The following is a 22628-nucleotide window of genomic DNA, read 5'->3' as shown; positions in this document are numbered from 1 at the left end:
TTCTTTTTGCCCACCTAAACTTACATCATTGCAGGATCACTAAAAGAGTCTTCACCCGTTTCAACTCGACCAGCAAAACGTCGGTAATAATATGGATCACTCTGACTGGTGATTTCAAAATCATACCAATGTCCTACGTCAGCCAAAGCCCAATGTTGTTTAACGACTTGACCCGCTTTTACGATAAGTTGTAACGGTGCGTCTTGTCGGTATGCACAAGGTTTTACCGTCAATATTGTATCCTTGGTTCCTTCATTCATGAGTTCTACATACACATCACCGTTGGCAATGTCATAACACACTCTAATCTCAGGCTTAACACCACTATCGACAATACGTTGAGTATCCCCTTTAAAATGACGATGGTAGCCATTTGGACCGAGTACCCATAAATCGTAACGACCTAAATTATCTTTTAAAGCATCCCACTCATCATCTAAATTTTTATTCGGCTCTACAATATAACGCTTTGGAATACGGTCTAAGTTGAGCTTGTCATATACGTGGAAAACCGCTGCTTGCGTACCCGTATTAGAGAATATCAATTGCACCTTACCATCCGCTTTACAGTGCGCGCTGGTGTGCAGCTCGTAAGGTAGCGCACGTGACAGACGTATGCCACTTTGCTGAATCGGTAACTTAATATCCATTGGTACAGGTACAGCTGGCAGAGCTTCTTGATTTTCTCTTAACTCATCGGCCTGCACACGAGTTTGTTTCCCGTTCAACTGCGGTAAAACATCTGCATTTGGTGTTTTAAAGTTAAATGCACTGGTTAAATCGCCACACACCGCACGGCGGTATGGACTGATATTCAGCTCTTTAACCCCAAAACGTTTTTCTAAAAACATGAGCACAGAAGTATGATCAAACACTTGCGAGTTCACCCAACCACCACGGCTCCATGGGGAAATCACATATAATGGAACACGAGGACCCGGACCATAAACTCGTCCATCAGGTGTAGGCTGAGAATGGCTTCCCTCAGGTGCAGCATGATCAAAATATTCGTCCTGCATATCAGTACTGCTTAATGTCGATTTACCCGCGTATTGACCGTTTTTAAGTCGAGATGGTGCTGATGGCGATGGCACATGGTCAAAGTAACCATCATTTTCATCAAAGTTGATAAGTAGCGCGGTTTTACTCCAAACTTCTGGTACAGCAGTTAAAGCATCAATAATTTCTTGAATAAACCATGCCCCTTGAACTGGGCTTGAAGGGTCTGGATGTTCACAATAAATTGATGGCGCATTAATCCAAGAGACTTGTGGTAATTTACCTTCACGAATGTCTCGTTTAAAAGCGTCAAGATATTCTTCTGGTTTATTGCCTGGCAATGTATTGGCAATGCCCTTATAAAGTGGATTTTTGGCATTATCAGTCGCAGCATCATAGGCTTTATATGGTAGTTTTTGACCCGTATCGGCATACGGTTTATTCGGTTCGCCGCCACTTGAAACGGGATAACCAGATGCAATGTTCGCCTTTCTAAACGTACGAAATGCACCAAGCATATTATCGCCCCATTCATCTGGCATATTTTGATAACAAATCCAGCTTACCCCTGCTTCTTCTAAACGCTCGGCATAGGTTTTCCATGTATAACCACGATCTGCTGTAGCAGGATTACCATCAATCCAGTCCCATTCATTGTTTACAAATGAACGCTTGGTCGGTGTTGCTCCATTCGTACCCGTTAAGTGATAAGAACGGTTTGCATCTGTTCCAGTGTGCATAGAGCAATGGTAGGCATCACAGATCGTAAAGGCATTGGCAAGTGCAAACTGATATGGAATTTCTTTTTCTTTAAAATAACCCATGGATATATCAGTTTTGTGGGTTGGCCAGTTCGCCATACGCCCATTGTCCCAAGCCAACTGACTATCATTCCAAGTATGTGGTGTCCCATCCGCACGCTGTGCATTATTGGCTGTACCATCTAAATGAAAAGGTGTTAGAACTTGCCCATTACTTCTAAGTTGCTCCCAGACACGGCGGCCACTTGGTAGAGGAATCGTAAAACGATCGGCAAAACCCCGAACACCTTTTAATGTTCCAAAGTAGTGGTCAAAAGATCGGTTTTCCTGCATTAAAATAATAACGTGTTCGACATCCTGAATGGTGCCAGTTTTATTATTTGCAGGAATTGCTAAAGCTTTTTGAATACTAGATGGGAAAGTTGCCAATGCCGCAGCACCAAAACCCATATTTAAAGAGTAATTTAAAAATTTACGACGTGTAATCATGATCAGGTTCTTTTTATTATTTAAGTTTATGGAGCACAGCGCATTACAGGCTTTTTACCTGTATCTGGCGTATTTGAATTATCATTTGATGAGTCGTTACAACCACTCAGTAGAATCGCGCCGATTAATAAAAGATAAGAATATTTAAAACAATTTATTCCAGTGCATTGCCTTTTCATTGCTATGTACAATCCATTTAAAATCTAAAATGGCTAACATAGAAAAGTACAATGACAGTGACATGACCTGAATATTTCAATCCAATGAAGAATATGAAAATTCTATTATTTTCATATTCTGCACCAGATCAAAACTTAGATGAATTTAAGGCTTTAATTGAATATTTTGCAGTTCGCCATCAAAAGTTTCTATGAGACTTTTAATGACTGGCTGTTGCTGTAATAGCTCAGCTGCTCGGTGAAAGGCCCTTTCTTTACGTGCACTTTGAATGGTATAGGGTGTAGATGTATTCAAAGCACCATATTCAACTGTAAATTGAGTATTCGGCCATTGCTCATTTAATGCATCAATAAGGCCTTGCTGCAATTGGGTCAGCATATTTTCATATTCTTGAGGGATATGGAAAATAGTATTGCCGCCAATTTCACCGGTCATTACACCATGTTGCGCAAGTTCTTGGACGGCTGGTGAAAGCTGACTATTTCTAAACCAGTATTCCCATTTTTCAAGTGACCACTCACCTTCCAAAACTTGAGGAGCCAGCTTCAAGATATCTTGTGGCATCAGCTGCCCGTTATCAGTTTCGCTAGACTCTTTCACAACTACAACTGTTTCTGTTTGAACCATTACTTCGGCTTGTACAAATGACTGTTGTTCAATAATCGGTTCAGAAGCAAGATCAGACGTATCTTGGGCCAGCGAAAATTCAGCGTTAGGCGTTTCAAATAAACCCATAGGTTCAGCAGTGAAAGCTGGTTCAGGTTCAATATTTTTAGTTTGTGTTTCTGCCTGAAGTTGTACTAACTTTTGTTCTGGTACTGGAATGAAATCTTCCTCTAGAACACTAATTGTTTCTTGAACAACTGCTGACTCAAGCCCAATCAGCTCATGATGATTTGGGTCAAATATCATTAAATCCTGATTAGACTGAGGTTCAGGTTCAGGTTCAGGTTCAGGTTCAGGTTCAGGTTCAGGTTCAGGTTCAGGTTCAGGTTCAGGTTCAGGTTCAGGTTCAACCATAGCGGGTTGACTAATAACTTCAACAGGCTGAACAGCATTTACAGGAGCAATATCTTGAACTTGTTGCTGGACTTGGTGATTTAGCCCTACTACTGCTTGTCCATTTTGTTGAACAGGCTCTGATACTAAAATTTCATTAGGCGCTAAAGGACGGAATGCCAATAAGCGTAAAACACACATTTCAAAGCCTTGCTCTTGCGTTACGGCAAGTTGCAAGTCTGAACGACCTTTACAAGCGATTTGGTAATAAAGCTGCAAATCTTGAGCAGAAATCAGCTTAGACAATTGCATGATTTTGCGATTGATTTCATCGCTATATTTCAAACTCAAATCAGGTAGATATTGCAAAATTGCCAATTCATGCAATGTCGAAATCAACTGATCAAGCACAAGTGAAACATCTAACGCTTGATGTCTAAATTGCAATAAAAGCTGACTAACTTTCTCACGTTGGTTCTGATGAATCGCTAAAATCAAATCATAAATAATCGTACGGTCAATCAAGCCAAGCATTTCTTTAACATCTTGGTGATGTACAGAACCTTGACCATAAGCAATCGCTTGGTCAGTTAAAGATAATGCATCACGTAATGAACCTTGAGCAGATTCAGCAATTTGCCAAATTGCATCCTGATCGGCATTAATTTGCTCTTTTTCAAGAATAGCACCAAGGTGCTTAGTAATTTCATCGACAGCTAAAGGTCGTAGAGTAAATTGCAAACAACGTGAAATAACCGTAATCGGTAGCTTTTGTGGGTCAGTCGTAGCAAACAGAAATTTAACGTGTTCTGGTGGTTCTTCTAGTGTTTTTAATAACGCATTAAAAGAATGCGTCGATAGCATATGTACTTCGTCAATCAGGTAAACTTTAAAACGACCTTGCGTTGGCGCATAAGGAACGTTATCTAAAAGTTCACGCGTATCTTCTACTTTTGTTCTTGAAGCAGCATCAATTTCAATCAGGTCAATAAAGCGGCCTTCGTTTACCGCTTTACACGTTGCACAGACTTCACATGGCGTGGAAGTCACACCCGTTTCACAGTTCAAACACTTGGCTAAAATACGTGCAATTGTAGTTTTACCTACACCGCGCGTTCCTGTAAATAAATAAGCATGGTGTAGACGACCGCGTTCCAATGCACTACTTAATGCACGAGAAACGTGGTTTTGTCCCACTAACTCATTGAAATTACGTGGACGGTATTTTCTAGCAAGTACTTGATACATGTATGCTCCTTGTTACAGGCATAAGCATACTTTGTTTTTAAAAGAGTGTGAACGCATAAAGCTCATATCCGTACAGATAAACTGCGAACTGGCTTCTTTTCTCTACCAGAACCATTTATTTGTCTAAGGATGATCATGCTGAAGCTCTTGATCAGTTACACCCTCATCCATCGTTTGCACCAGTCCCACACCATCTTTAATTTCAGCCGAATAATTTCCTTTCTCGGTAAAAATTTGCATGATCGTATAATGGTCTTTTTGACTTTGAGTAATGGTAAAGAAATTCTGATTCGGATCGCCCTGATCAAATTTACCCGTCCATTGAACAATATCTTGGTCAACAGGTTCGATCTCTACAATTTTGCCTGTACGATTAATGCCATATTCCAACATTTGAAACTTAACAGTGTCACCCACTTTTTTAAGTTCAATCACATTTGGATCATATTTAATGACCATACCTTCTGCATTTTTAATTAGTGGAAAATTAACATTAGAAGGCAGTTGATCCTTTTCTATCTCACTAAAAACAATCTGTTGCTGAGACAATCTTTCTTTTTCGGACGGACTTAAATTCAGTATATTTTGACGAGCAAATTCATTCTGATTCTCTGCCATTTTTTGCCCAACACCTTGCCCATTTTCTGCAGACAACGTTAAAGCAGAAGAGCTTTGTTGTGAAAAGGCAAACCAGATTAAAACTGCTAACGCCACACAAGCGATAGCAGTTCCTATTAACAATTTATTTTTCTTCATTATTTACAGCTAAAAATAGAGATTAGTTATATAGAGAAATTTTCTGTGCATTCAGATTAATGACACTGACCGCATCAATTTTACCTTCTAGGCCTAAACGCACACCATATTTAGGATTGTATAGGTATGGACTCGAATAAAAATTAATATTATTGCCTCCCATTGCAGTACTTCCTAACGGATGAGCAAAGCCTGAGCCAATATTAGTTGAGCCATTATGGTACAGACCGAGATTATGCCCAACTTCATGACGCATAGCGGCGAAAGAACAACCTGCAATATCATTTGCGCCAATCATGTTATATGCAGAAGCATTAATCCAAGCCCAACCACAACCGCCATCACCTGGTTCATTACCTTGATAATAGACACCGTCTGCCAATACACGTTTACGCTCATTTTGTACCGTGGTGTCATCTCGTCCAAAAGAAATCGCTTCTTTTAAAGTGGCAGCAGGAATCTTATAAGTTAGGTAACCTACATCTCTTAAGTAAAAGCGTGCATTTGAATTTTCAGCGGTTAAATTCGTTAAATTTACGCCTTCTATCATTCTAAGTTTTGCAGCGCTCTCTCCTAAAATTGAATTTACTTCTGGACTAGAAACCAACAACATATCAATTGTATAACTATCTACTATCCAGCCTTGAGCAGTGTAAATAAAACGGCGATTTTCACCATTTTTAATTGCAGTAAACAAACCATTAGCGGCATTAATATAGGTGTCGGCCGATGCATTCGACACAATAAAAACCTTATCTCCGATTTGAGCTTTAGCGGGTAGTTGCAAGGTTGGCTGCCAATTTGATGTAGACAATTTCACCTTTAAAGTGGGCTGAGTCATATTCGGTAAAGTTGCAGGGATTGTTGCCGTTGAGTCAATCACCTTTGTTGGTGAAGAGATCAGCTGCCAATATCCTTTGTCGCTTACATACATAAACTCATATTGATCGCCTGTTTTAAGCGTTAAAGTCGCTTGGCTATTAATATTGGTATTATTAATTTTTGCAGACCAAGTCGCTGTAGACTTAATAATAATTCTATCTCGATCACTTGCAGTGGTAGGCAAAGTGAAATTGGAAACCCAGTTTCCATCTCCAAATGAAACTTCGGTAAGTGGGCTATTTACAGCGGCTAAAGTTGTTCCGATTTGCTGAACATTTAGCTTCTGAGGTTTTATATACTCTGGAACCCATTTTCCTAAAGCAGAATAATATTTAAACCAATATTCAGAGCCATTTTTTAATGTAAAACTGCTCGGAAATAGTAAATTTGTTTTATCAATGTCCGAACTTGCACTTGCTGTAGAAACAACTTGTACGGTTGTTCCGTCACGCACATCACTCGGTAATGCAATGGTTTGTGCCCATTTGTCATTTTGAATAAGTACTTTTTGCATTGATGCAGTTGTTAATGGAACGATTTCATAGGTCGCACCATTGGTAGGACTCACTGTCGCTAACTGTGCGATCCATTTATTTTGACTACTATTAAAGATGAATTGATAAACATCACCACTATTTATCTTTAATACTTCTAACGGAATATTCGTATTAGAAGTATCTAAATAACTACTATAGGCAGCACTAGAACGAATTGTAATTTTGTCCAAATTATTAGCGCTTGTGGGTAAAGTGAGGTTTTTGACCCAATTCCCATTTGCTAGATTAAATTCTAAATCTGAATAACCGGATGGAATTGATCCACTATTATTATTCTGATTTGGTGAAAGTACAGTTGCAGCATATACAAGTGAAGATGCAACAATTGCTCCAATAATGAGTGATGTTTTTAATTTAAAATTCACAGCAGCCTCTTTTATTTGTTTTTAGATTTTTCGAATAGCAGGTTAGCAAACCATTTTTACACAGTCAATTTCACTACAATTAATTTTTTATTAAATTTCAATTACATGACCATTGAATCATTTTGAAATAAAAATATGAAGCTTTTTAAAGAATAGTTTATTTATGAGAATTAAATAACCAATTTTTAATATGTAGAAAATATTAAAAAGATATTTAAGGATAAAAAGAAAGGTAGTCTCTCTTTTTATCCTTTAGTTTTAATTTACTTTCTTTGGAAAACTCAACCAGACAAATACAGTTAAAAGGAAGAAACAAATAGCTGAAATGGTAAGCACCCAACTATGGGCATAGCTAAAAGCTTGCTGCGCAACTGCAATTAATTGTCCTCCCAAAGGATTTTCAAGGTTAGACGCTAATTGCATGGTTTCTCCAATCGAGATACTCGCTTTTTCAATTAAGTCCGTTGGGAGCTGTTCTGGCAAAATAATTGAACGACTATAAAACCAAGATAACATTAACCCAAATATAGCAACGCCCAAACCAGCCCCAAGCTCGTAAGCCATCCCTTCTATGGCACCTGCTGCACTCGCCTTTTGCGGAGGTACAGATGACATAATCGCAGCAGTTGAAGCTAGTAAGGCAATCTCAATGCTAAAGCCTAAAAAGACCATACACGTCCACGCTAAAAAGTGATCAGTCGAAAAGTTAAGCTGGGCAAGCCCCCATAGACTAAATCCACTTATTAAAATACCAACAGTAGATACAAGTCTAAGTCCCCATTTATTTAAACAAATTCCGGCTAATGGACCACCTAAACTAATCGCAATCATAAATGGAATAATAAACATAGCTGCCTGTAAGGGAGAAAACCCATGTACAAACTGCAACTCTTGAGACAAGAGTAATTCAAAGCCAACCAAAGCAATCATGGAAACAACAGCCATGACAATGCTGGTAGAAATCACAGGATGTTTAAACAATTCCAGATCAATCATTGGTGTGGTAGCTCTTTTTTGGCTTCGTATGAAGTGAATTAAAGTACTTATACCAATTACAAACATCACAACCGTGAGTACCGAGAAGTTATACATAACCGATTTGATTGAATAGATAAGACTTAAAATAGCTACAACCAAGATTAAAGCTTGCCCTAAGTTAATTGGCTGATCGGTTTTCTCTTGTTGTTTAGGAATGATCATCACGATCATGACCAGAACCACTAAAATAATCGGGATGTTAATGAGGAATACTGCTCCCCAATGAAAATGTTCTAGTACAAATCCACCCACTAATGGACCAAAAGCGGCTCCGCCACCACCCACTGTAGACCAAACACCAAGTGCAAAATTCCTCTGCTTTTCTTCGGTAAAGGCATTACGAATGCCGGATAAAGTGGCAGGAATAAGCATCGCTGCACCTAACCCCAAAACAGCACGTGAAGCAATTAAGGCATAAGCGGTTGGAGAAAAAGCAGCAGCTAGCGAACCCACGCCAAAAACTGCGGTTCCAATAAATAGTAATTTTTTAAAGCCAATACGATCGCCGAGTGCCCCCATTGGCAAAATCAAACCTGCCATAATCAGCGAATAAATATCAATGATCCATAAAAGCTGATTGGCAGTTAAATTCAATGCGGCACTTAAAGATGGTGTTGCAACATGCATCACCGTTGCATCAATCGTAACTGGTAAATAAATAAGGACGATAATTGTCAGGATTAACCATTTTTTTTGCATAACGCTCTTCAATATCCAAAACTTGGACATGTGTTCAAATTGCGGTTATTATATACACAATTGGACACTTGTCCAACTTTTAAATTTAATGTAATTTGTGTCGAATTCAGTCAGGTGAAACAAACATGGCCTATCTTAATCGCGATCAACGCAGAGAAATGATTCTGCAAGCCGCCATGCAAGTTGCTTTGGCTGAAGGTTTTGCAGCCATGACAGTACGTCGAATCGCAACAGAAGCACAAACCTCTACCGGACAAGTTCACCACCACTTTTCTTCAGCATCTCATTTAAAAGCTGAAGCCTTTTTAAAGCTGATGGAACAGCTTGATGAAATTGAACAAACCTTAAAAACAACTAGCCAATTTCAAAGGCTATTCATCTTATTAGGCGCAGAAAACATAGAGAGACTTCAGCCCTACTTACGCTTATGGAATGAAGCTGAACTCTTGATTGAACAAGATGTTGAAATACGAAAGGCTTATAACCTTGCCATGCAGAATTGGCATCAAACAATTGTGCAAGCAATTGAATCTGGTAAAAAAGAAGGTGAATTTAAAAATATATCTAATTCAACAGACATAGCTTGGCGACTCATTGCTTTTGTGTGCGGATTAGAAGGTATTTATCAACTTGGTTTACACGGTTTAGCTGAAGAAGACTTTAAGCGCCATACCGAAGCAATTATTCGCCTAGAATTATTATAAATATAGAAGCTGGCATTAATTAAAATACCAGCTTTACAACACTAAAATTAGAACCAGCCTTTACGGCCTTTTAAAATTTGATCAGTGCAACGTAAGGCTTCTTGAGTCAGCCCCCACAAACGATAATCACCCGTGATTGAACCAATTTGGAAGTTATGAGTATAGGCAAAACTCAGGTCACGCTCAGGATCGCACCACGCCCCTGAACCATTGTAACCAATATGTCCAAAGCCATTTTTAGCGCGTTTACCCATAGTAATAATGCGGTGATATCCTAAGCGCCAATTCATCGGAATTGGCATGACACGATCACGTGCATAACTTTGAATGGTACTGAGCTCTTTAAATATTTCTGGGCGAATAACTTGCTGTCCATCCCATTCACCGTGATTTGCCAGCATCGCATAAATTTTAGCAAGACTATTTGCAGTAAACGTGCCGTTCGCCGCTGGAATGACTGCTTGTAACCCTTCATCACTAAAGAAACTAAAATGCTTCATTCCTTTTGGAATCATGGCATCCTGAAAATCTTGCGGATCTTGCCCCGTCCACGTAATCATTTTTTCAGAGAGTGAACTCTTGCGTGCTTGAGGCTTTTTAGGTTTTTCAACTTGGGGAGCCGCTGGTTTTTCAGGTTTGGGTTGAACAATTAAACGTGCTACACGGTCTAGCTCACTTGCAGGCGTACCAAAATAAGCGCCGTCTAACTGCAAAGGCTCAACGAGATATTTTTGCATGAGCTGATCTAAAGATTGACCAGTTGCTTTTTCAAGTACTCCACCGACAAGCCAGCCAAATGTTAAAGCTTGATAAGCATTGCCCTCTCCGGCAAGGAATCTAGGCTTAGTCGCTGCAATCACATTTAACATATGAGACCAGTCGAGCATTTCTCTTGCACTTTCGATAATATTTCGAACATCAAACATACCGCTTTGATGGCTTAGCACATGACGCAATGTCATTTGCACTTTTCCATTTTGTGCAAACTCAGGCCAATAAGTCGCAATCGGTTTGTCGTATTCTAGAAAACCTTCACTTACTAAAATATGCGCTAAGGTTGCAAGTACACCTTTACCTGTAGAGTAGGAAACTGCCAAAGTATCTGGCTGCCAAGCTTCATTTTGTGATTTTAAACCGGTGTAAATATCTACAACTTTCTGGCCTCTAAAATAAACCGCTAATGCAGCTCCACCTTGTCCTGTTCTAGCATATTGAAGACGGCTAAATTGGTGAGCTAAATCAATAAAACGTTCATCCAAAATACCGTGATAGTTATGGGTATCGGCCAGTAAAATCTCTTTAATCACATGAAGTTCCTTGCATTTTTTTGTTATTTTGCTCAAAAGCAGCCCAAACCTCTGTTCAGGCTGCTGATATTTTTATAATGCTTTTACAGTTCCTGCAACATGTGGTTTTTGTGATTTGGCATTACGAATCAAGAAATCAGTCTTTTTATCTGCATTTGCAGTTAAGAACTCAACTTTTGACGGTAAGAACATTGGTAGCTTAAACCACACATCTGCTTCATAAGCATTCGGTAATTCAAGGTTTGCTAATGCTTTAGCTTTGCTCCACATACCATGCGCAATGGCGTGTTTAAAGCCAAATGCTTTTGCAGTAATGGCATGAATATGAATTAAGTTAAAATCACCAGACACTTTCGCATAACGGCGGCCTGTGTTTTCTAAAATATTCCACTCAGCCTTGGGAACATAAGCTGGAGCTTGTTCTTCTTTGGCTTTCTCACCCACTCTTTTGTCGACTTTTTGGCGAGATAGATAAGTCGTTAAGCCTTCCATAACCACTTCATTACCAACTTTTGCCGTGGTAATAAAGTCAAACTGAACACCTTTATCATGCGGTTTTAGTTCCCCAAATTTGCATGACAACGTTAATTTTTCAGTCACACCAATTGGTCTGGTTTGTTTAATCTGGTTACGGATATGAACTAAACCTAAAATTGGAAATGGAAAGGCTTCTGCTGTCATCATGTGCATTTGCAAACTTTGAGAAAGCACCGCCAAATAAATTGCTGGTACAAAGCCATTATTTTGAAAGCCACATACTTCGTTATAAGCTTTGAGGTGGTTCTGATCAATTTCTAAAGTATCTACCACATATTCAACTTGCGGTAATATTTTTGGACCTTTAGGCTTTTTAAAAATTAAACCTTGCACTACTTTTGGATAAGCCAATGCCGCTTTTGGTAGCTGGCTAAAATGACGAGTATTCATACCTAACCTTTTATAATTTATAGATTCTTGAATAAAAAAGGGATGCACAAGCACCCCTATTTAGCTAAAAGTGCTTAAGCGCCCAACAAGCTTTGACCACATACACGCACAACGTTGCCATTTACGCCTGTAGAAGCAGTTGATGCGAACCATGCAATTGTTTCTGCTACATCAACAGGTAAACCACCTTGTTGCATTGAGTTCATACGGCGACCAGCTTCACGGATTGCAAATGGAATCGCAGCAGTCATTTGAGTTTCGATAAAGCCAGGTGCTACTGCGTTAATGGTAATACCATTTTTTAAGATAGGTGCAGTAAATTTCACCAGACCAATTACACCTGCTTTCGATGCAGCATAGTTGGTTTGACCAAGGTTACCAGCAATACCACTGATTGATGATACACAAACAATGCGGCCATTTGCATTTAGACCATCGTTTTCTAACAAGTAGTCGTTTACGCGTTCAGCAGCAGACAAGTTAATGTTAATGACCAAGTCCCAAAGCTCTGGCTTCATGTTTGCCAAAGTTTTGTCACGTGTAATACCTGCGTTATGAACAATAATATCTAAACCGCCTTGTTTTGCCGCAGCAGTTTTAATTTTTTCGCCCGCATCAGCAGCTGTAATATCAATTGCTAATGTAGAACCACCGATGTCAGCAGCTACACGGTCAAGATCAGCTTGTTGTTGTGGTACGTCTAAACAAATAACATGAGCACCGTCACGCGCCAACACATGTGCAATTGCTTCACCAATACCACGGCTCGCACCAGTTACTAATGCAGTTTTACCAGCAAGCGGTTTTGCCCAATCAACATCAACCACATCTGCTTTAGACACACGAACAACTTGACCAGATACATAAGCTGAACGTGGAGAAAGCAAGAAACGTAAAGTTGATTCAAGGTTTGCAGCAGCACCTTCGTCAACATAGACAACTTGAGCGGTAATACCCTTTTTAAATTCTTTACCTACAGATTTGATAAAGCCTTCAAGTGCACGCTGAGCAATCGCCTGTTTTACAGTTTTTGCCGTTTCAGGAGTTGTACCAATCACAATTACACGACCAGAAGTCGCAACTTGACGTGCAATCGGGTTAAAGAATTTATAAAGTTCGTTTAACTGTTCTGAGTTTTGGATACCAGACGCATCAAATACCACTGCTTTGAATTTTGATTCTTTATCGCCTGCATTGAATGGACGTAAATTTAAGCCAACTTTTGCAGCTTCTTGTTGTAAAGCAACGTTATTGCCTGCATAACTATCAGCATGAATATTGCTAAGTACTTGTGCAATCGCACCAGACAATACACTTGACGGCGCCGCGCCAACCAATACTGCACCATTCACTACTGGCTGAGCACTTTCAAAACGCTCTAATGCAACTGGTGATGGTAAACCCAGATTTTTAACAACGAATTTACCAATAGGAGATTGTGTAAATGCTTGGTATTGATCAGTCATGATTATTATCTCTCAAAGAAATGAATTTTCTACGACAGGCTTCATTATGTTATGAGATGGATAGAAACAATATGAAAGCAGTCGTTCATTAGAGTTACTCCAAATCATACTTGACTTCATCTTTGGATGTCTTGACCTGAATGCTATCTACAATGTCATTCTAGTCAATACAGGTCTATTTGAATTGTGTTAAGGTAGCTTATAAGAATATCGTTAATATGCTTGGAAAAGCCTTATGAGCAAACCCACTCAAGAAAATCCAGCAGTCGAAAATTCTGCTGAGGAAAAAGTGTCAAATACATCAAAGCCGGCTTCTAACACGGCTAAGCGTAACAGCACCACTCCTAAAGCAGCAACTAATACTCCAAAAACGACACGTACTCGTTCAACGACTGCATCTGCACGTAGCCCTCGTACTAAGAGCGCGACTACAGCAACCACTGCTACATCTTCAAATGTAGCTGCAGAACCAAAAGCAACAAAAACCAAAACTTCTGTTCAACAGGATAAAACCATGAGCCAAAACACTGTTCGCCGCGTTGCAATTATTGGTGGCAACCGTATTCCATTTGCACGTTCAAATACTGCTTATTTCAAGGCGTCAAATTCTGACATGCTGACAGCAGCATTAAACGGTTTGGTTGAACGCTTTAACTTACAAGGTAAGCGTATTGGTGAAGTCGTTGCTGGTGCTGTTTTAAAACACAGCCGTGACTTTAATATGACTCGTGAAGTTGTATTAAGTACAGATCTTGCTCCTGAAACTCCTGCTTATGACATTCAAATTGCTTGTGGTACAGGTTTACAAGCAGCTTTTGTTGTTGCAAACAAAATTGCGCTTGGTCAAATCGATGTAGGTATTGCAGGTGGCGTTGATACTACTTCTGACGCGCCGATCGCTGTAGGGGATGGTTTACGTAAAGTTTTACTTGAGCTCAATGTAGCTAAAACTGGTAAAGACCGTCTTAAAGCCTTAACAAAAATTGATTTTAAAAAGCTTCTTGATGCACCAAGCAATGGTGAACCACGTACTGGCCTTTCAATGGGTGAGCACCAAGCAATCACTGCTTTAGAATGGGGTATTACTCGCGAAGCGCAAGACGAGTTAGCTGCAAGCAGCCATCAAAAACTTGCTGCTGCTTATGAACGTGGTTTTTTTGACGACTTAATCACTCCATTCTTAGGTCTTAACCGTGACAACAACTTACGTGCAGACAGCACAGTTGAAAAACTAGCTAAATTAAAACCAGTTTTCGGCAAAGGCGAAACTGCAACAATGACAGCTGGTAACTCAACTCCGTTAACTGACGGTGCTTCTGTTGTCTTGCTTGCTTCTGAAGAATGGGCAAAAGAAAACGGTCATGAAGTTTTAGCTTATCTTTCTTTCTCTGAAACAGCAGCTGTTGACTTCATTGGCAAGAACGGTCCTAAAGAAGGCTTATTGATGGCTCCTGCTTATGCAGTACCTCGTATGCTTAAACGTGCAAATCTTAAACTTCAAGATTTTGATTTCTACGAAATCCATGAAGCATTCGCATCTCAAGTGTTATCTACTTTGAAAGCTTGGGAAGATGAAAAATTCTGTAAAGAACGTCTTGGTTTAGATGCACCTTTGGGTTCAATCGATCGCTCTAAACTGAACGTAAATGGTTCATCTTTAGGTGCAGGCCATCCATTTGCTGCAACTGGTGGTCGTATCTTAGCTACAGCCGCTAAATTGATTAATCAAAAAGGTTCAGGCCGCGCTTTAATCTCGATCTGTACAGCAGGTGGTGAAGGTGTGGTTGCGATTGTAGAAAAGTAATTTCTATAACGAACTAACAAAATAAGCACCCTTCTGGGTGCTTATTTCATTCCAATATAGCCAATTAATGAAGTGATGCAGCTTTAGCATTTGGGAAAAATTTATCTTCAATATGGTCATAGCACCACTGGAAAATAAAGGTATAAACCAAAATACATAAGGTTAAGCCAATATCTAAAATAAGTGCATCAATAACACTCATCTGAAGCATATATGCAATCATCGGTACAGTCGCAATCAGCAAACCGCCCTCAAAACCAATCGCATGTAAAATCCGCACAGGGATCGTTCTTTCCCAATTATATTTATGCTCTACTTTTTCGAAATAATGGTTAAAAATCATATTCCAGAAAACTGAAACCACTGCCATAAACACGCCGAGTGTTCCGGTCACTTCCATCGGCATATCAAAAATAAAACTTAATGCAATCGCAATGATGACCAATAAAATTCCTTCATAACTGATTGCATGAATGAGTCTTCTCTTGGAAATCAACATTTTTAAATACTCAATAATTACTTGGATAATGTGCATTTTATTTTTATAATATTGATTAATCCAATCAGGTTCTTTCAGTTTTTTTGACAGATGAATATTAATCAAGAACAACTACTCATGTTTCAAGCCGTGATTGAAACTGGCTCTTTTTCTGCAGCAGCCCGTAAACTTGGCAAAGTTCCTTCGGCTGTAAGCATGTCTATTGCCAACTTAGAAATTGATCTGAACTTAACATTATTTGACCGCAAAGGCCGTGAACCTATCCCTACTGACGAAGCACGAGTTTTGTATGAAAAGACCTCTCAGCTGTTGATTGAGATGAATCAATGGAAACAACATGCTCATGCATTAAGTACAGGGTTAGAAGCTAATTTAACTATAGTGATTGTCTCTGAACTCTTACATACCAATTGGACTGACTATATTTGTCTTTTAGAGAGCCGCTTTCCAGACCTACAAATTAATATTGTGTCTGCCCCTCAAGAAGATGCGCTCCAAATGTTATTAGACGGCTCTGCCCAACTTGCACTGATGTTTGAACGCGAGCACCTAGATAACAGAGAACAATTTGTAGAACTTAAACGTGAGGCTCTAATTCCAGTTATTTCAAATAACCATCCTCTAGCAAGCCAAAATCAGGTTTCTTATGAGCAGATCCTCACAACACGACAAATTGTTGTGGCAAGTCGAGATGAGACATTAAAACCCGAATTACTTTTTTCGAAACATTACTGGCGTACAGACAACCACCACTCTGCTTGTTTAATGATTTTACGTAATCTGGGTTGGGGTGTTCTTCCTCAAGAAATGTTTAAAGAAAACCCTGAATTAAAAAATAAGCTTAAAGTATTGGATTTATTAGATTTCACTCCACGATTTGAATACTACGTTGACTTGGTTTGGAGTCGAGAAAGTGAACTTGGTGCCGCTGCTAGATTTTTGATTGAACATATCCGTAAACAACGAATGCAACCACTGCCTTAAAATTATTTCAATTGAGATGCAGAACCTAAACGTTTTTCTTTGAAAGATAACAATTGATATATCGACAGCATGAATAGACTTTGTGCTATAAAGAAAACATAAGATTTATTACTGAAGATGTTGAATATCAATGACTCATACAGCACTTGACCAATTAAAAACATTAACGACCGTTGTTGCCGACAGTAGTGACCTTGATGCAATTCGTAAATTCCGTCCCTTAGACGCGACGACTAATCCTTCATTGATTACGGCAGCAGCAGAACAACCAGAAAGTAAAGAGCTCATTGAAGATGCTTATTTTCAAGCCAAAGAAGAAGGCTATAGCAACGATGAGTTAATCGAAAGAACCATTGATATTTTAACTGTAAAATTTGGTGTAGAAATTTTAAAACTGATCGAAGGTCGAGTTTCAACAGAAGTGGATGCTGCACTTTCATATGACACTGAAGCAACCATTCAAAAAGCACATGAATTATGTGAACTTTACAAAGGTTATGGGATTGATCAGTCACGCATTCTGATTAAAATTGCTTCGACTTGGGAAGGCATTCAAGCTGCTAAAGTATTAGAAGCTGAAGGAATTGCTTGTAACCTCACTCTTCTTTTCGGTTTACATCAAGCTCAAGCATGTGCAGATGCAAAAGTCACTTTAATCTCACCGTTTGTAGGCCGCATCTTAGACTGGTACAAAAAAGCGGAAGGTGTAGATACTTACCCAATCGAAAAAGACCCAGGTGTGGTTTCAGTTAAAAAAATCTATACCTACTACAAACAGCAAAACATTCCAACTCAAGTAATGGGTGCAAGCTTCCGTAGTATCGACCAAGTACTTGGTCTTGCTGGGTGTGATTTACTTACGATCTCACCAAGCTTACTTACCCAGCTAGAGCAAGATACCCGTACAGTTGATGCGGCACTTGATTCATCTCAAGCAAAACAAGCAGAAGCCATTGTTCGACCAGCGCAAGATGAGCAAAGCTTTAAAGATGAACTCAACCATGACTTAATGGCATTCCAACTTTTACAAGGTGGTGTTGATGGCTTTATCAAAGCACGTGACCAATTAAGTCTTTTATTGCGTCAGTCTTTTGGAATTGATGCGGAAATAAAATCTTAAAAAACTGCACTTTTCATACAAAATTGCCGATTTTTGTTATCATGACAAAAATCGGTTTTTTATTGGGTTTATTGTGTTCGGCATAACAGATTTAACAACATATATTATTGGTACATTCCTAATTGTGTTATTGCCCGGGCCCAATTCTCTTTATGTGATGTCAATTGCTTCACGTTACGGCGTTAAGACTGGATATATGGGTGCATTTGGTATTTTTACTGGTGACCTTATTTTAATGCTGTGTACAGTACTTGGTGCTGCTTCTTTACTTAAAGCCTTTCCGTGGGTATTTGTTATTCTTAAATTAACAGGTGCACTTTATTTATCTTATTTAGGCTTTAAACTATTACAAGGTAGTATTCAACGCTGGAAACAACGTAATCAAAATCAACCAGAAATGGCCGATTTACCAGCTTTAGATAAAGTTCATCCTTATAAAACAGCACTCAGTATTAGTTTACTCAACCCAAAAGCGATCTTATTTTTCCTTTCTTTCTTTGTTCAATTTGTTGAACCAGATTATGCATATCCTGCTCTGAGCTTTTTAATTTTAGCGATTATTTTACAGATCATTAGTTTTAGTTATTTAACTGCATTAATCTTCTCTGGAATTAAACTCTCGGCATTTTTTAAAGAGAACCATAAAATTGCAGCGAGCGGAATCTTTCTAGTAGGAATTCTATTTTTTGGGTTTGGTTTAAAACTAGCAACTTCAACAATTTAATTATTTTTAATCTAATTAAGTTTTTGCATTAAAAAGTTAAAATATAATGAACTGCTAAAAGTCCAGCATGCCATCTGTTTTAACTTCATTAAGCACAAAAAATGTTCTTACTTGTCTTACTCCGGGTAAAGCAATAATTTTTTCACTATGAAATCGATTAAACGCAGCTAAATCTTTAACACGGATTTTGAGAAAATAATCGACTTCTCCTGCTACCAGATAACATTCTAAAACATTTTCCAAATCACCCGATGCTTGCTCAAATGCTTGAAAACTATCAGGGGTTGAACGGTCTAAAACTACACCGACTAATACCACAGTACCACGTTGAACCGCATTGGGATTAATCCGAGCACGAACATCCAAGATGGCCCCAATCTTAAAAAGGCGCTGAGTATGATTCCAACAAGATGATGTACTGATCCCTACAAGTTTTGCCAGCTCCGCATTACTTAAGCGTCCATTTTCTTGTAAACAGCGCATAATTTTCAGTTCTAGTGGTGTCAAATTTTCAGCCTGATCTTCCATAAAATAATATCCCAAATTAATTATTCGATCTGAAATAAATAATAGCATTATTCCATATTTTAAAAATATTATTTCTTTTTTAGCCTCAAAATAGAAAGCACCTTCTTAAAAAAAATTGTTAAATTCACCCCAACTGGAAGCAATGGCAGAAGCCTATAAACTTTTCTTGGATTTAGAACACGTATTATGCAAAAGATTCTTCAAGATTTTTCAATCCCGGCAGTATTTGCTGGTTTTATTACTTTTTTAATCGGTATTAGTGTTTCGGCCGTTTTAGTGATTCAGGCAGCACAAATTTTAGGTGCTTCACCTGAACAGATCACCTCTTGGTTTTGGGCTTTAGGTCTAGGAATTGGCTTATCGGGACTCATTCTTTCTTGGAAATTTAAATATCCCGTAGCGACTTCATGGTCAACCGCTGGTCTTGCTTTAATTATGGCAACAGGCAGTGGATATAGCTTAAATGAAGCGATTGGTGCTTTTTTAGTTGGTGGTTTGCTGACTGCTATTTTAGGATTTTCAGGGGTATTCCAAAAAGCACTTTCATATATTCCTCAAAGCCTAACCAGTGCCATGCTTGCAGGCGTTTTACTCAAATTTGGTATCTCACTTTTCGCAAGTTTACAAAATGATTGGGCATTTATTTTGTCCTTACTTAGCATATATGTCATTACAAAAAGATTGTGGCCGCGTTACAGCATTGTATTTACCGCAGTTGCAGGGATTGTTCTCTGCCCCGTTTTTTTAGAATTTCATATGCCTACACTTCAGTGGTCTTTAGCAAAACCTGTTTGGATTAGTCCAGAGTTTAGTTGGTCGGCACTGTTGGGTTTAGCTCTACCACTGTTTGTGATTAATATGGCCTCGCAATATTTACCGGGAATTGCCATGATCAAAAGTTATGGCTATAAACCACACGTTAACCAACTCATTGGCTGGACAGGTTTAACCCAAGCTTTGCTTTCCCCTTTTGGTTGTTACACAGTAAATATTGCTGCGATTAGTGCAGCGGTAAGCTTAGACGACCAAGTACATCCTGACCCTAACAAACGCTATATTGCGGGCATGAGCTGCGGATTTTTCTACATCTTAATGGGCTTGTTTGCTGCAACACTCACAAGTTTGCTGATGTCATTTCCTCACATTTTTATTGTAGCTTTGGCGGGCATAGCTTTACTTGGTACAATCAGCCACAACATTGCGATCGCCTTTGCTCAAGTTGAAGAACGTGAAGCTGCATTATTTACCTTTTTATGTAGTGCTTCGGGTATTCAATTTTTCGGTATTGGTTCAGCATTTTGGGGTTTGATTGTTGGTATTATTGTATTTGTAATACTTAAATTTAAAACCAAAAGAAATTAATAAAAAAGCGTTCATAGCCCCCTATTTTCAATGCTATGAACGCTTTTTTGCCATAATTCTTATAGCTCTCTAACTACAACTGATTTTGCCATTTTGTCATGCCAACCTTGTTTTTTAGCGTCAAATGCCACCCAAAAAAGACCAATACCAAACACTAGAATTGATGGAATATAACCAATATAGCGAATAATGCTCTGCATGACTGTAAGCTTATTGCCTGTTTTTTCATCTAAAACTTTTAGTCGCATCAAACGTTTGCCTGGTGTACCTGCAAAATACAACCAACATAAAACTGAATACAAGAAAGGAAATGCATAGTTCACAATGAGATCGAACAAGTAATTTTGTGGTTTACTGCTTAATCCAGTAGCAAACACTAGGTCGTAATCTCCCCGATAAAAAATCCATGCTGCTGGAATAATTGCTAAAAAAAGAATAAGACTATCAATAATCATTGCGCCAAATCTTAACCAGAACCCTGCATACTCATACTTATAAGTCATGCTCACCTCACTTTGTTATTGTTTAATAGCTAAAACGTTCTTACAATTTTACTTTTATCCTAAAGGAAACTTTTTTAGTTTTAAATACTTAAATAAACTTTAAATTTTCTACTTTTATATTTTATTGTAATTATTTCGATCAAAAAACATCCTTATCTGCCTAAAAAATAAAATATTTTAAAACTGACACTTTTATGTCAGTTATATTGAAATACTTGCCTAAATAAATTAAAAATAAATATTATATTTATCTCCAAAATAAAATATCTATTTTAAACTCTTTTTTTAATAGCAATGCTGCAAATAATAGACTTAACCCAATGACAATTAAAAAAATACTTAAACTGATTACTCCATAAATAACAGCTACCGTGCCCAATATAGCTAAAATATAAAATATAATTACGCTGAATGTTGGCATTTCAATTTATTCCACTACTTAAAATAAAAGCAATTTATTCTATCGAGTTTATAAACGATTGCTGTTTTCAAATGTTGACTACACTATTAATTTGTATCATCATACAATAATAATGTTATTAAACTTATTTAATGTTAATTTAGTTTAATTAATAGTGATGTACTTCACATAACTTTATTTAATTTCAAAATAATGCTTTTCAGTCACAAGTTTAATTTTTAAATTTTTATATAAACGCTCTTTTGCATCTTCAAGTGAAGGAACTACTTTTTCTGCAAATTTATCTTCAGTCATGAGTCTTGCGTAAGTTTTATAGCCAATGATTAACTTTTGGGGTTCTTTACCTGTTTGACTAAACTCTTCAATGAGTTTATTGACCTTCTTTGCTGTTAAATCTGCCATATTCCTCTGCTCCCCCTTAATTTACTATTTTGTTATACGGCCTATATATGACAGAAATATGAACCGTAATTTTTTGTAATTTCCATGTAAATATTAGTGACTCTCATCTCTAGCATATTAACTCAAAAAAACAAATCAAGTTACTGATTTATAATTATTTTATTTAATTTCAATTACTTTAACTGAATGGATGTCTCCAAAGAATGAAATATGTTAATCTTTAATTAATAAATGCTTCATATATATAACAACTGTAAATAAGAGGAATAACATTATGAATTACCAACATATTATTGTACCTGTAGATGGTTCTGAAATTTCTTTAGCGGCAGCTAGACAGGCCGCTCACATTGCAAAAGCATTTGGTAGTAAATTGACCGCCATTAGTTTGGTTGCGGTAGACCCTTTTAGTGGCGTAGATTTTTATTACATCTCACCTGTTGTAAAAGATTATTTTGTTGAAGCACGAGCCAATGCAGAAAAGACACTCGCAACTGTAAAAGCTTTATGCGCAGAGGAAGGTATCGATGCAGAGACTCAAATTATTCAAGGTGAAATTTCTTCAGATGGTATTTTGAAAGCGGTAGAAGACTTAGGTTCTGATTTAATTGTGATTGGTTCCCATGGTCGTAAAGGCTTCCAAAAACTAATTTTAGGTAGTTTTGCTCAAGATGTTTTAAATAGCACTAAAATTCAAGTTTTAGTAGTAAAAGAGTAAAGCTCTACAAAGACAAAAGCCCAATCTAATGATTGGGTTTTTTAACAGAATAACTTCTAGAAATTTTACACTTACCTAAAATCGCTATAGAATAGTTCATTCTTCCATCAATTTCGTGAGTCACGCCAATGAAGTAAGTCTTTTTTCTCATCAATTTTTTCTTTTTTTGATGTGCAAAATAGACTA

20 protein-coding genes are annotated in these 22628 nt (G+C 38.0%); 7 read left to right on the top strand and 13 right to left on the bottom strand.

Annotation, left to right across the window (positions count from 1 at the left end; translation table 11 throughout):
- Window positions 1-20 precede the first annotated feature (20 nt).
- The 5 genes from HLV59_RS07290 to amvA all read right to left on the bottom strand — a co-directional run bounded on the left by HLV59_RS07290 (window position 21) and on the right by amvA (window position 8973).
- Window positions 21-2249 (bottom strand): phosphocholine-specific phospholipase C, encoded by a 2229-nt coding sequence (locus HLV59_RS07290; RefSeq protein ID WP_171429645.1) that lies wholly within the window; start codon window positions 2247-2249, stop codon window positions 21-23.
- A gap of 324 nt (window positions 2250-2573) precedes the next feature.
- Window positions 2574-4676, bottom strand: coding sequence for a DNA polymerase III subunit gamma/tau (locus tag HLV59_RS07285; protein ID WP_171429644.1), 2103 nt, complete (start codon window positions 4674-4676; stop codon window positions 2574-2576).
- Window positions 4677-4799: 123 nt separating this feature from the next.
- A complete protein-coding gene (gene cpaB, locus HLV59_RS07280; protein WP_171429643.1) occupies window positions 4800-5432 on the bottom strand; it encodes a metalloprotease secretion chaperone CpaB in 633 nt (210 codons plus the stop codon).
- A 22-nt stretch (window positions 5433-5454) separates the two neighbouring features.
- Window positions 5455-7236 (bottom strand): metalloendopeptidase CpaA, encoded by a 1782-nt coding sequence (cpaA, locus tag HLV59_RS07275; protein WP_104074369.1) that lies wholly within the window; start codon window positions 7234-7236, stop codon window positions 5455-5457.
- Between the two features lie 258 nt (window positions 7237-7494).
- Window positions 7495-8973, bottom strand: a complete 1479-nt coding sequence (gene amvA / locus HLV59_RS07270) for a multidrug efflux MFS transporter AmvA (protein WP_104074368.1) — start codon at window positions 8971-8973, stop codon at window positions 7495-7497.
- A 125-nt stretch (window positions 8974-9098) separates the two neighbouring features.
- On the opposite strand from amvA, the gene HLV59_RS07265 reads away from it, so the two are divergent.
- Window positions 9099-9677, top strand: a complete 579-nt coding sequence (locus HLV59_RS07265) for a TetR family transcriptional regulator (protein WP_171429642.1) — start codon at window positions 9099-9101, stop codon at window positions 9675-9677.
- Window positions 9678-9724: 47 nt separating this feature from the next.
- Here the strand turns inward: HLV59_RS07265 and HLV59_RS07260 are convergent, their stop codons facing one another.
- The 3 genes from HLV59_RS07260 to HLV59_RS07250 form a co-directional block, all read right to left on the bottom strand.
- Entirely contained in the window at window positions 9725-10984 is a 1260-nt protein-coding gene (locus HLV59_RS07260; RefSeq protein WP_171429641.1) for a serine hydrolase domain-containing protein, read from the bottom strand.
- Window positions 10985-11056: 72 nt separating this feature from the next.
- Window positions 11057-11911 (bottom strand): MaoC family dehydratase, encoded by an 855-nt coding sequence (locus HLV59_RS07255; protein ID WP_104074365.1) that lies wholly within the window; start codon window positions 11909-11911, stop codon window positions 11057-11059.
- Between the two features lie 74 nt (window positions 11912-11985).
- Complete coding sequence (locus HLV59_RS07250; protein WP_171429640.1) at window positions 11986-13377, bottom strand: 3-oxoacyl-ACP reductase; 1392 nt, start codon at window positions 13375-13377, stop codon at window positions 11986-11988.
- A 235-nt stretch (window positions 13378-13612) separates the two neighbouring features.
- On the opposite strand from HLV59_RS07250, the gene HLV59_RS07245 reads away from it, so the two are divergent.
- On the top strand, window positions 13613-15181 hold the full coding sequence (locus HLV59_RS07245) for an acetyl-CoA C-acetyltransferase (RefSeq protein WP_171429639.1): 1569 nt from the start codon (window positions 13613-13615) through the stop codon (window positions 15179-15181).
- Between the two features lie 64 nt (window positions 15182-15245).
- On the opposite strand, the gene aceI is transcribed toward HLV59_RS07245, so the two are convergent.
- Window positions 15246-15680, bottom strand: a complete 435-nt coding sequence (gene aceI / locus HLV59_RS07240; protein WP_171429638.1) for a chlorhexidine efflux PACE transporter AceI — start codon at window positions 15678-15680, stop codon at window positions 15246-15248.
- A gap of 90 nt (window positions 15681-15770) precedes the next feature.
- On the opposite strand from aceI, the gene aceR reads away from it, so the two are divergent.
- The 3 genes from aceR (at window position 15771) to leuE (ending at window position 18508) form a co-directional block, all read left to right on the top strand.
- Window positions 15771-16664 carry an HTH-type transcriptional regulator AceR gene (gene aceR / locus HLV59_RS07235; RefSeq protein WP_031948713.1) on the top strand — a complete coding sequence of 298 codons (894 nt, stop codon included), beginning with the start codon at window positions 15771-15773 and terminating at the stop codon, window positions 16662-16664.
- Between the two features lie 130 nt (window positions 16665-16794).
- Window positions 16795-17784, top strand: coding sequence for a transaldolase (gene tal / locus HLV59_RS07230; protein WP_171429637.1), 990 nt, complete (start codon window positions 16795-16797; stop codon window positions 17782-17784).
- Between the two features lie 73 nt (window positions 17785-17857).
- A complete protein-coding gene (gene leuE, locus HLV59_RS07225) occupies window positions 17858-18508 on the top strand; it encodes a leucine efflux protein LeuE (RefSeq protein WP_087088041.1) in 651 nt (216 codons plus the stop codon).
- A gap of 54 nt (window positions 18509-18562) precedes the next feature.
- On the opposite strand, the gene HLV59_RS07220 is transcribed toward leuE, so the two are convergent.
- Complete coding sequence (locus tag HLV59_RS07220) at window positions 18563-19036, bottom strand: Lrp/AsnC family transcriptional regulator (RefSeq protein WP_216606763.1); 474 nt, start codon at window positions 19034-19036, stop codon at window positions 18563-18565.
- A 186-nt stretch (window positions 19037-19222) separates the two neighbouring features.
- Between HLV59_RS07220 and HLV59_RS07215 the strand changes: the two genes are divergently transcribed.
- Window positions 19223-20398 carry a benzoate/H(+) symporter BenE family transporter gene (locus HLV59_RS07215; RefSeq protein ID WP_171429636.1) on the top strand — a complete coding sequence of 392 codons (1176 nt, stop codon included), beginning with the start codon at window positions 19223-19225 and terminating at the stop codon, window positions 20396-20398.
- Window positions 20399-20457: 59 nt separating this feature from the next.
- Here HLV59_RS07215 and HLV59_RS07210 read toward each other — a convergent pair whose 3' ends face one another.
- From HLV59_RS07210 to HLV59_RS07200, 3 genes are all read right to left on the bottom strand, one after another.
- Entirely contained in the window at window positions 20458-20901 is a 444-nt protein-coding gene (locus tag HLV59_RS07210) for an RDD family protein (RefSeq protein ID WP_016145723.1), read from the bottom strand.
- 247 nt (window positions 20902-21148) lie between these two features.
- The gene (locus HLV59_RS07205; RefSeq protein WP_016145724.1) at window positions 21149-21322 is read right to left on the bottom strand and encodes a hypothetical protein; all 174 of its coding nucleotides are present in this window, start codon (window positions 21320-21322) and stop codon (window positions 21149-21151) included.
- Window positions 21323-21496: 174 nt separating this feature from the next.
- Window positions 21497-21724 carry a hypothetical protein gene (locus tag HLV59_RS07200; RefSeq protein WP_016145725.1) on the bottom strand — a complete coding sequence of 76 codons (228 nt, stop codon included), beginning with the start codon at window positions 21722-21724 and terminating at the stop codon, window positions 21497-21499.
- Window positions 21725-21998: 274 nt separating this feature from the next.
- On the opposite strand from HLV59_RS07200, the gene HLV59_RS07195 reads away from it, so the two are divergent.
- Window positions 21999-22442 carry a universal stress protein gene (locus HLV59_RS07195; protein ID WP_005306472.1) on the top strand — a complete coding sequence of 148 codons (444 nt, stop codon included), beginning with the start codon at window positions 21999-22001 and terminating at the stop codon, window positions 22440-22442.
- The last annotated feature ends 186 nt before the right edge of the window (window positions 22443-22628 follow it).

It is taken from the genome of Acinetobacter lactucae, assembly GCF_013122135.1.
Lineage (GTDB): Bacteria > Pseudomonadota > Gammaproteobacteria > Pseudomonadales > Moraxellaceae > Acinetobacter > Acinetobacter lactucae.
The sequence above is the reverse complement of the archived record's forward strand: the minus strand, read 5'-3'. Positions and strand labels throughout refer to the sequence as shown.

Bases quoted from the DNA above. Each gene is read 5' to 3' on its own strand.
- HLV59_RS07290 (WP_171429645.1), bottom strand. From the start codon at position 2,249: ATGATTACACGTCGTAAATTTTTAAATTACTCTTTAAATATGGGTTTT.
- HLV59_RS07285 (WP_171429644.1), bottom strand. From the start codon at position 4,676: ATGTATCAAGTACTTGCTAGAAAATACCGTCCACGTAATTTCAATGAG.
- cpaB (WP_171429643.1), bottom strand. From the start codon at position 5,432: ATGAAGAAAAATAAATTGTTAATAGGAACTGCTATCGCTTGTGTGGCG.
- amvA (WP_104074368.1), bottom strand. From the start codon at position 8,973: ATGCAAAAAAAATGGTTAATCCTGACAATTATCGTCCTTATTTATTTA.
- HLV59_RS07265 (WP_171429642.1), top strand. From the start codon at position 9,099: ATGGCCTATCTTAATCGCGATCAACGCAGAGAAATGATTCTGCAAGCC.
- HLV59_RS07255 (WP_104074365.1), bottom strand. From the start codon at position 11,911: ATGAATACTCGTCATTTTAGCCAGCTACCAAAAGCGGCATTGGCTTAT.
- HLV59_RS07250 (WP_171429640.1), bottom strand. From the start codon at position 13,377: ATGACTGATCAATACCAAGCATTTACACAATCTCCTATTGGTAAATTC.
- HLV59_RS07245 (WP_171429639.1), top strand. From the start codon at position 13,613: ATGAGCAAACCCACTCAAGAAAATCCAGCAGTCGAAAATTCTGCTGAG.
- aceI (WP_171429638.1), bottom strand. From the start codon at position 15,680: ATGTTGATTTCCAAGAGAAGACTCATTCATGCAATCAGTTATGAAGGA.
- aceR (WP_031948713.1), top strand. From the start codon at position 15,771: ATGAATATTAATCAAGAACAACTACTCATGTTTCAAGCCGTGATTGAA.
- tal (WP_171429637.1), top strand. From the start codon at position 16,795: ATGACTCATACAGCACTTGACCAATTAAAAACATTAACGACCGTTGTT.
- HLV59_RS07220 (WP_216606763.1), bottom strand. From the start codon at position 19,036: ATGGAAGATCAGGCTGAAAATTTGACACCACTAGAACTGAAAATTATG.
- HLV59_RS07215 (WP_171429636.1), top strand. From the start codon at position 19,223: ATGCAAAAGATTCTTCAAGATTTTTCAATCCCGGCAGTATTTGCTGGT.
- HLV59_RS07210 (WP_016145723.1), bottom strand. From the start codon at position 20,901: ATGACTTATAAGTATGAGTATGCAGGGTTCTGGTTAAGATTTGGCGCA.
- HLV59_RS07205 (WP_016145724.1), bottom strand. From the start codon at position 21,322: ATGCCAACATTCAGCGTAATTATATTTTATATTTTAGCTATATTGGGC.
- HLV59_RS07200 (WP_016145725.1), bottom strand. From the start codon at position 21,724: ATGGCAGATTTAACAGCAAAGAAGGTCAATAAACTCATTGAAGAGTTT.
- HLV59_RS07195 (WP_005306472.1), top strand. From the start codon at position 21,999: ATGAATTACCAACATATTATTGTACCTGTAGATGGTTCTGAAATTTCT.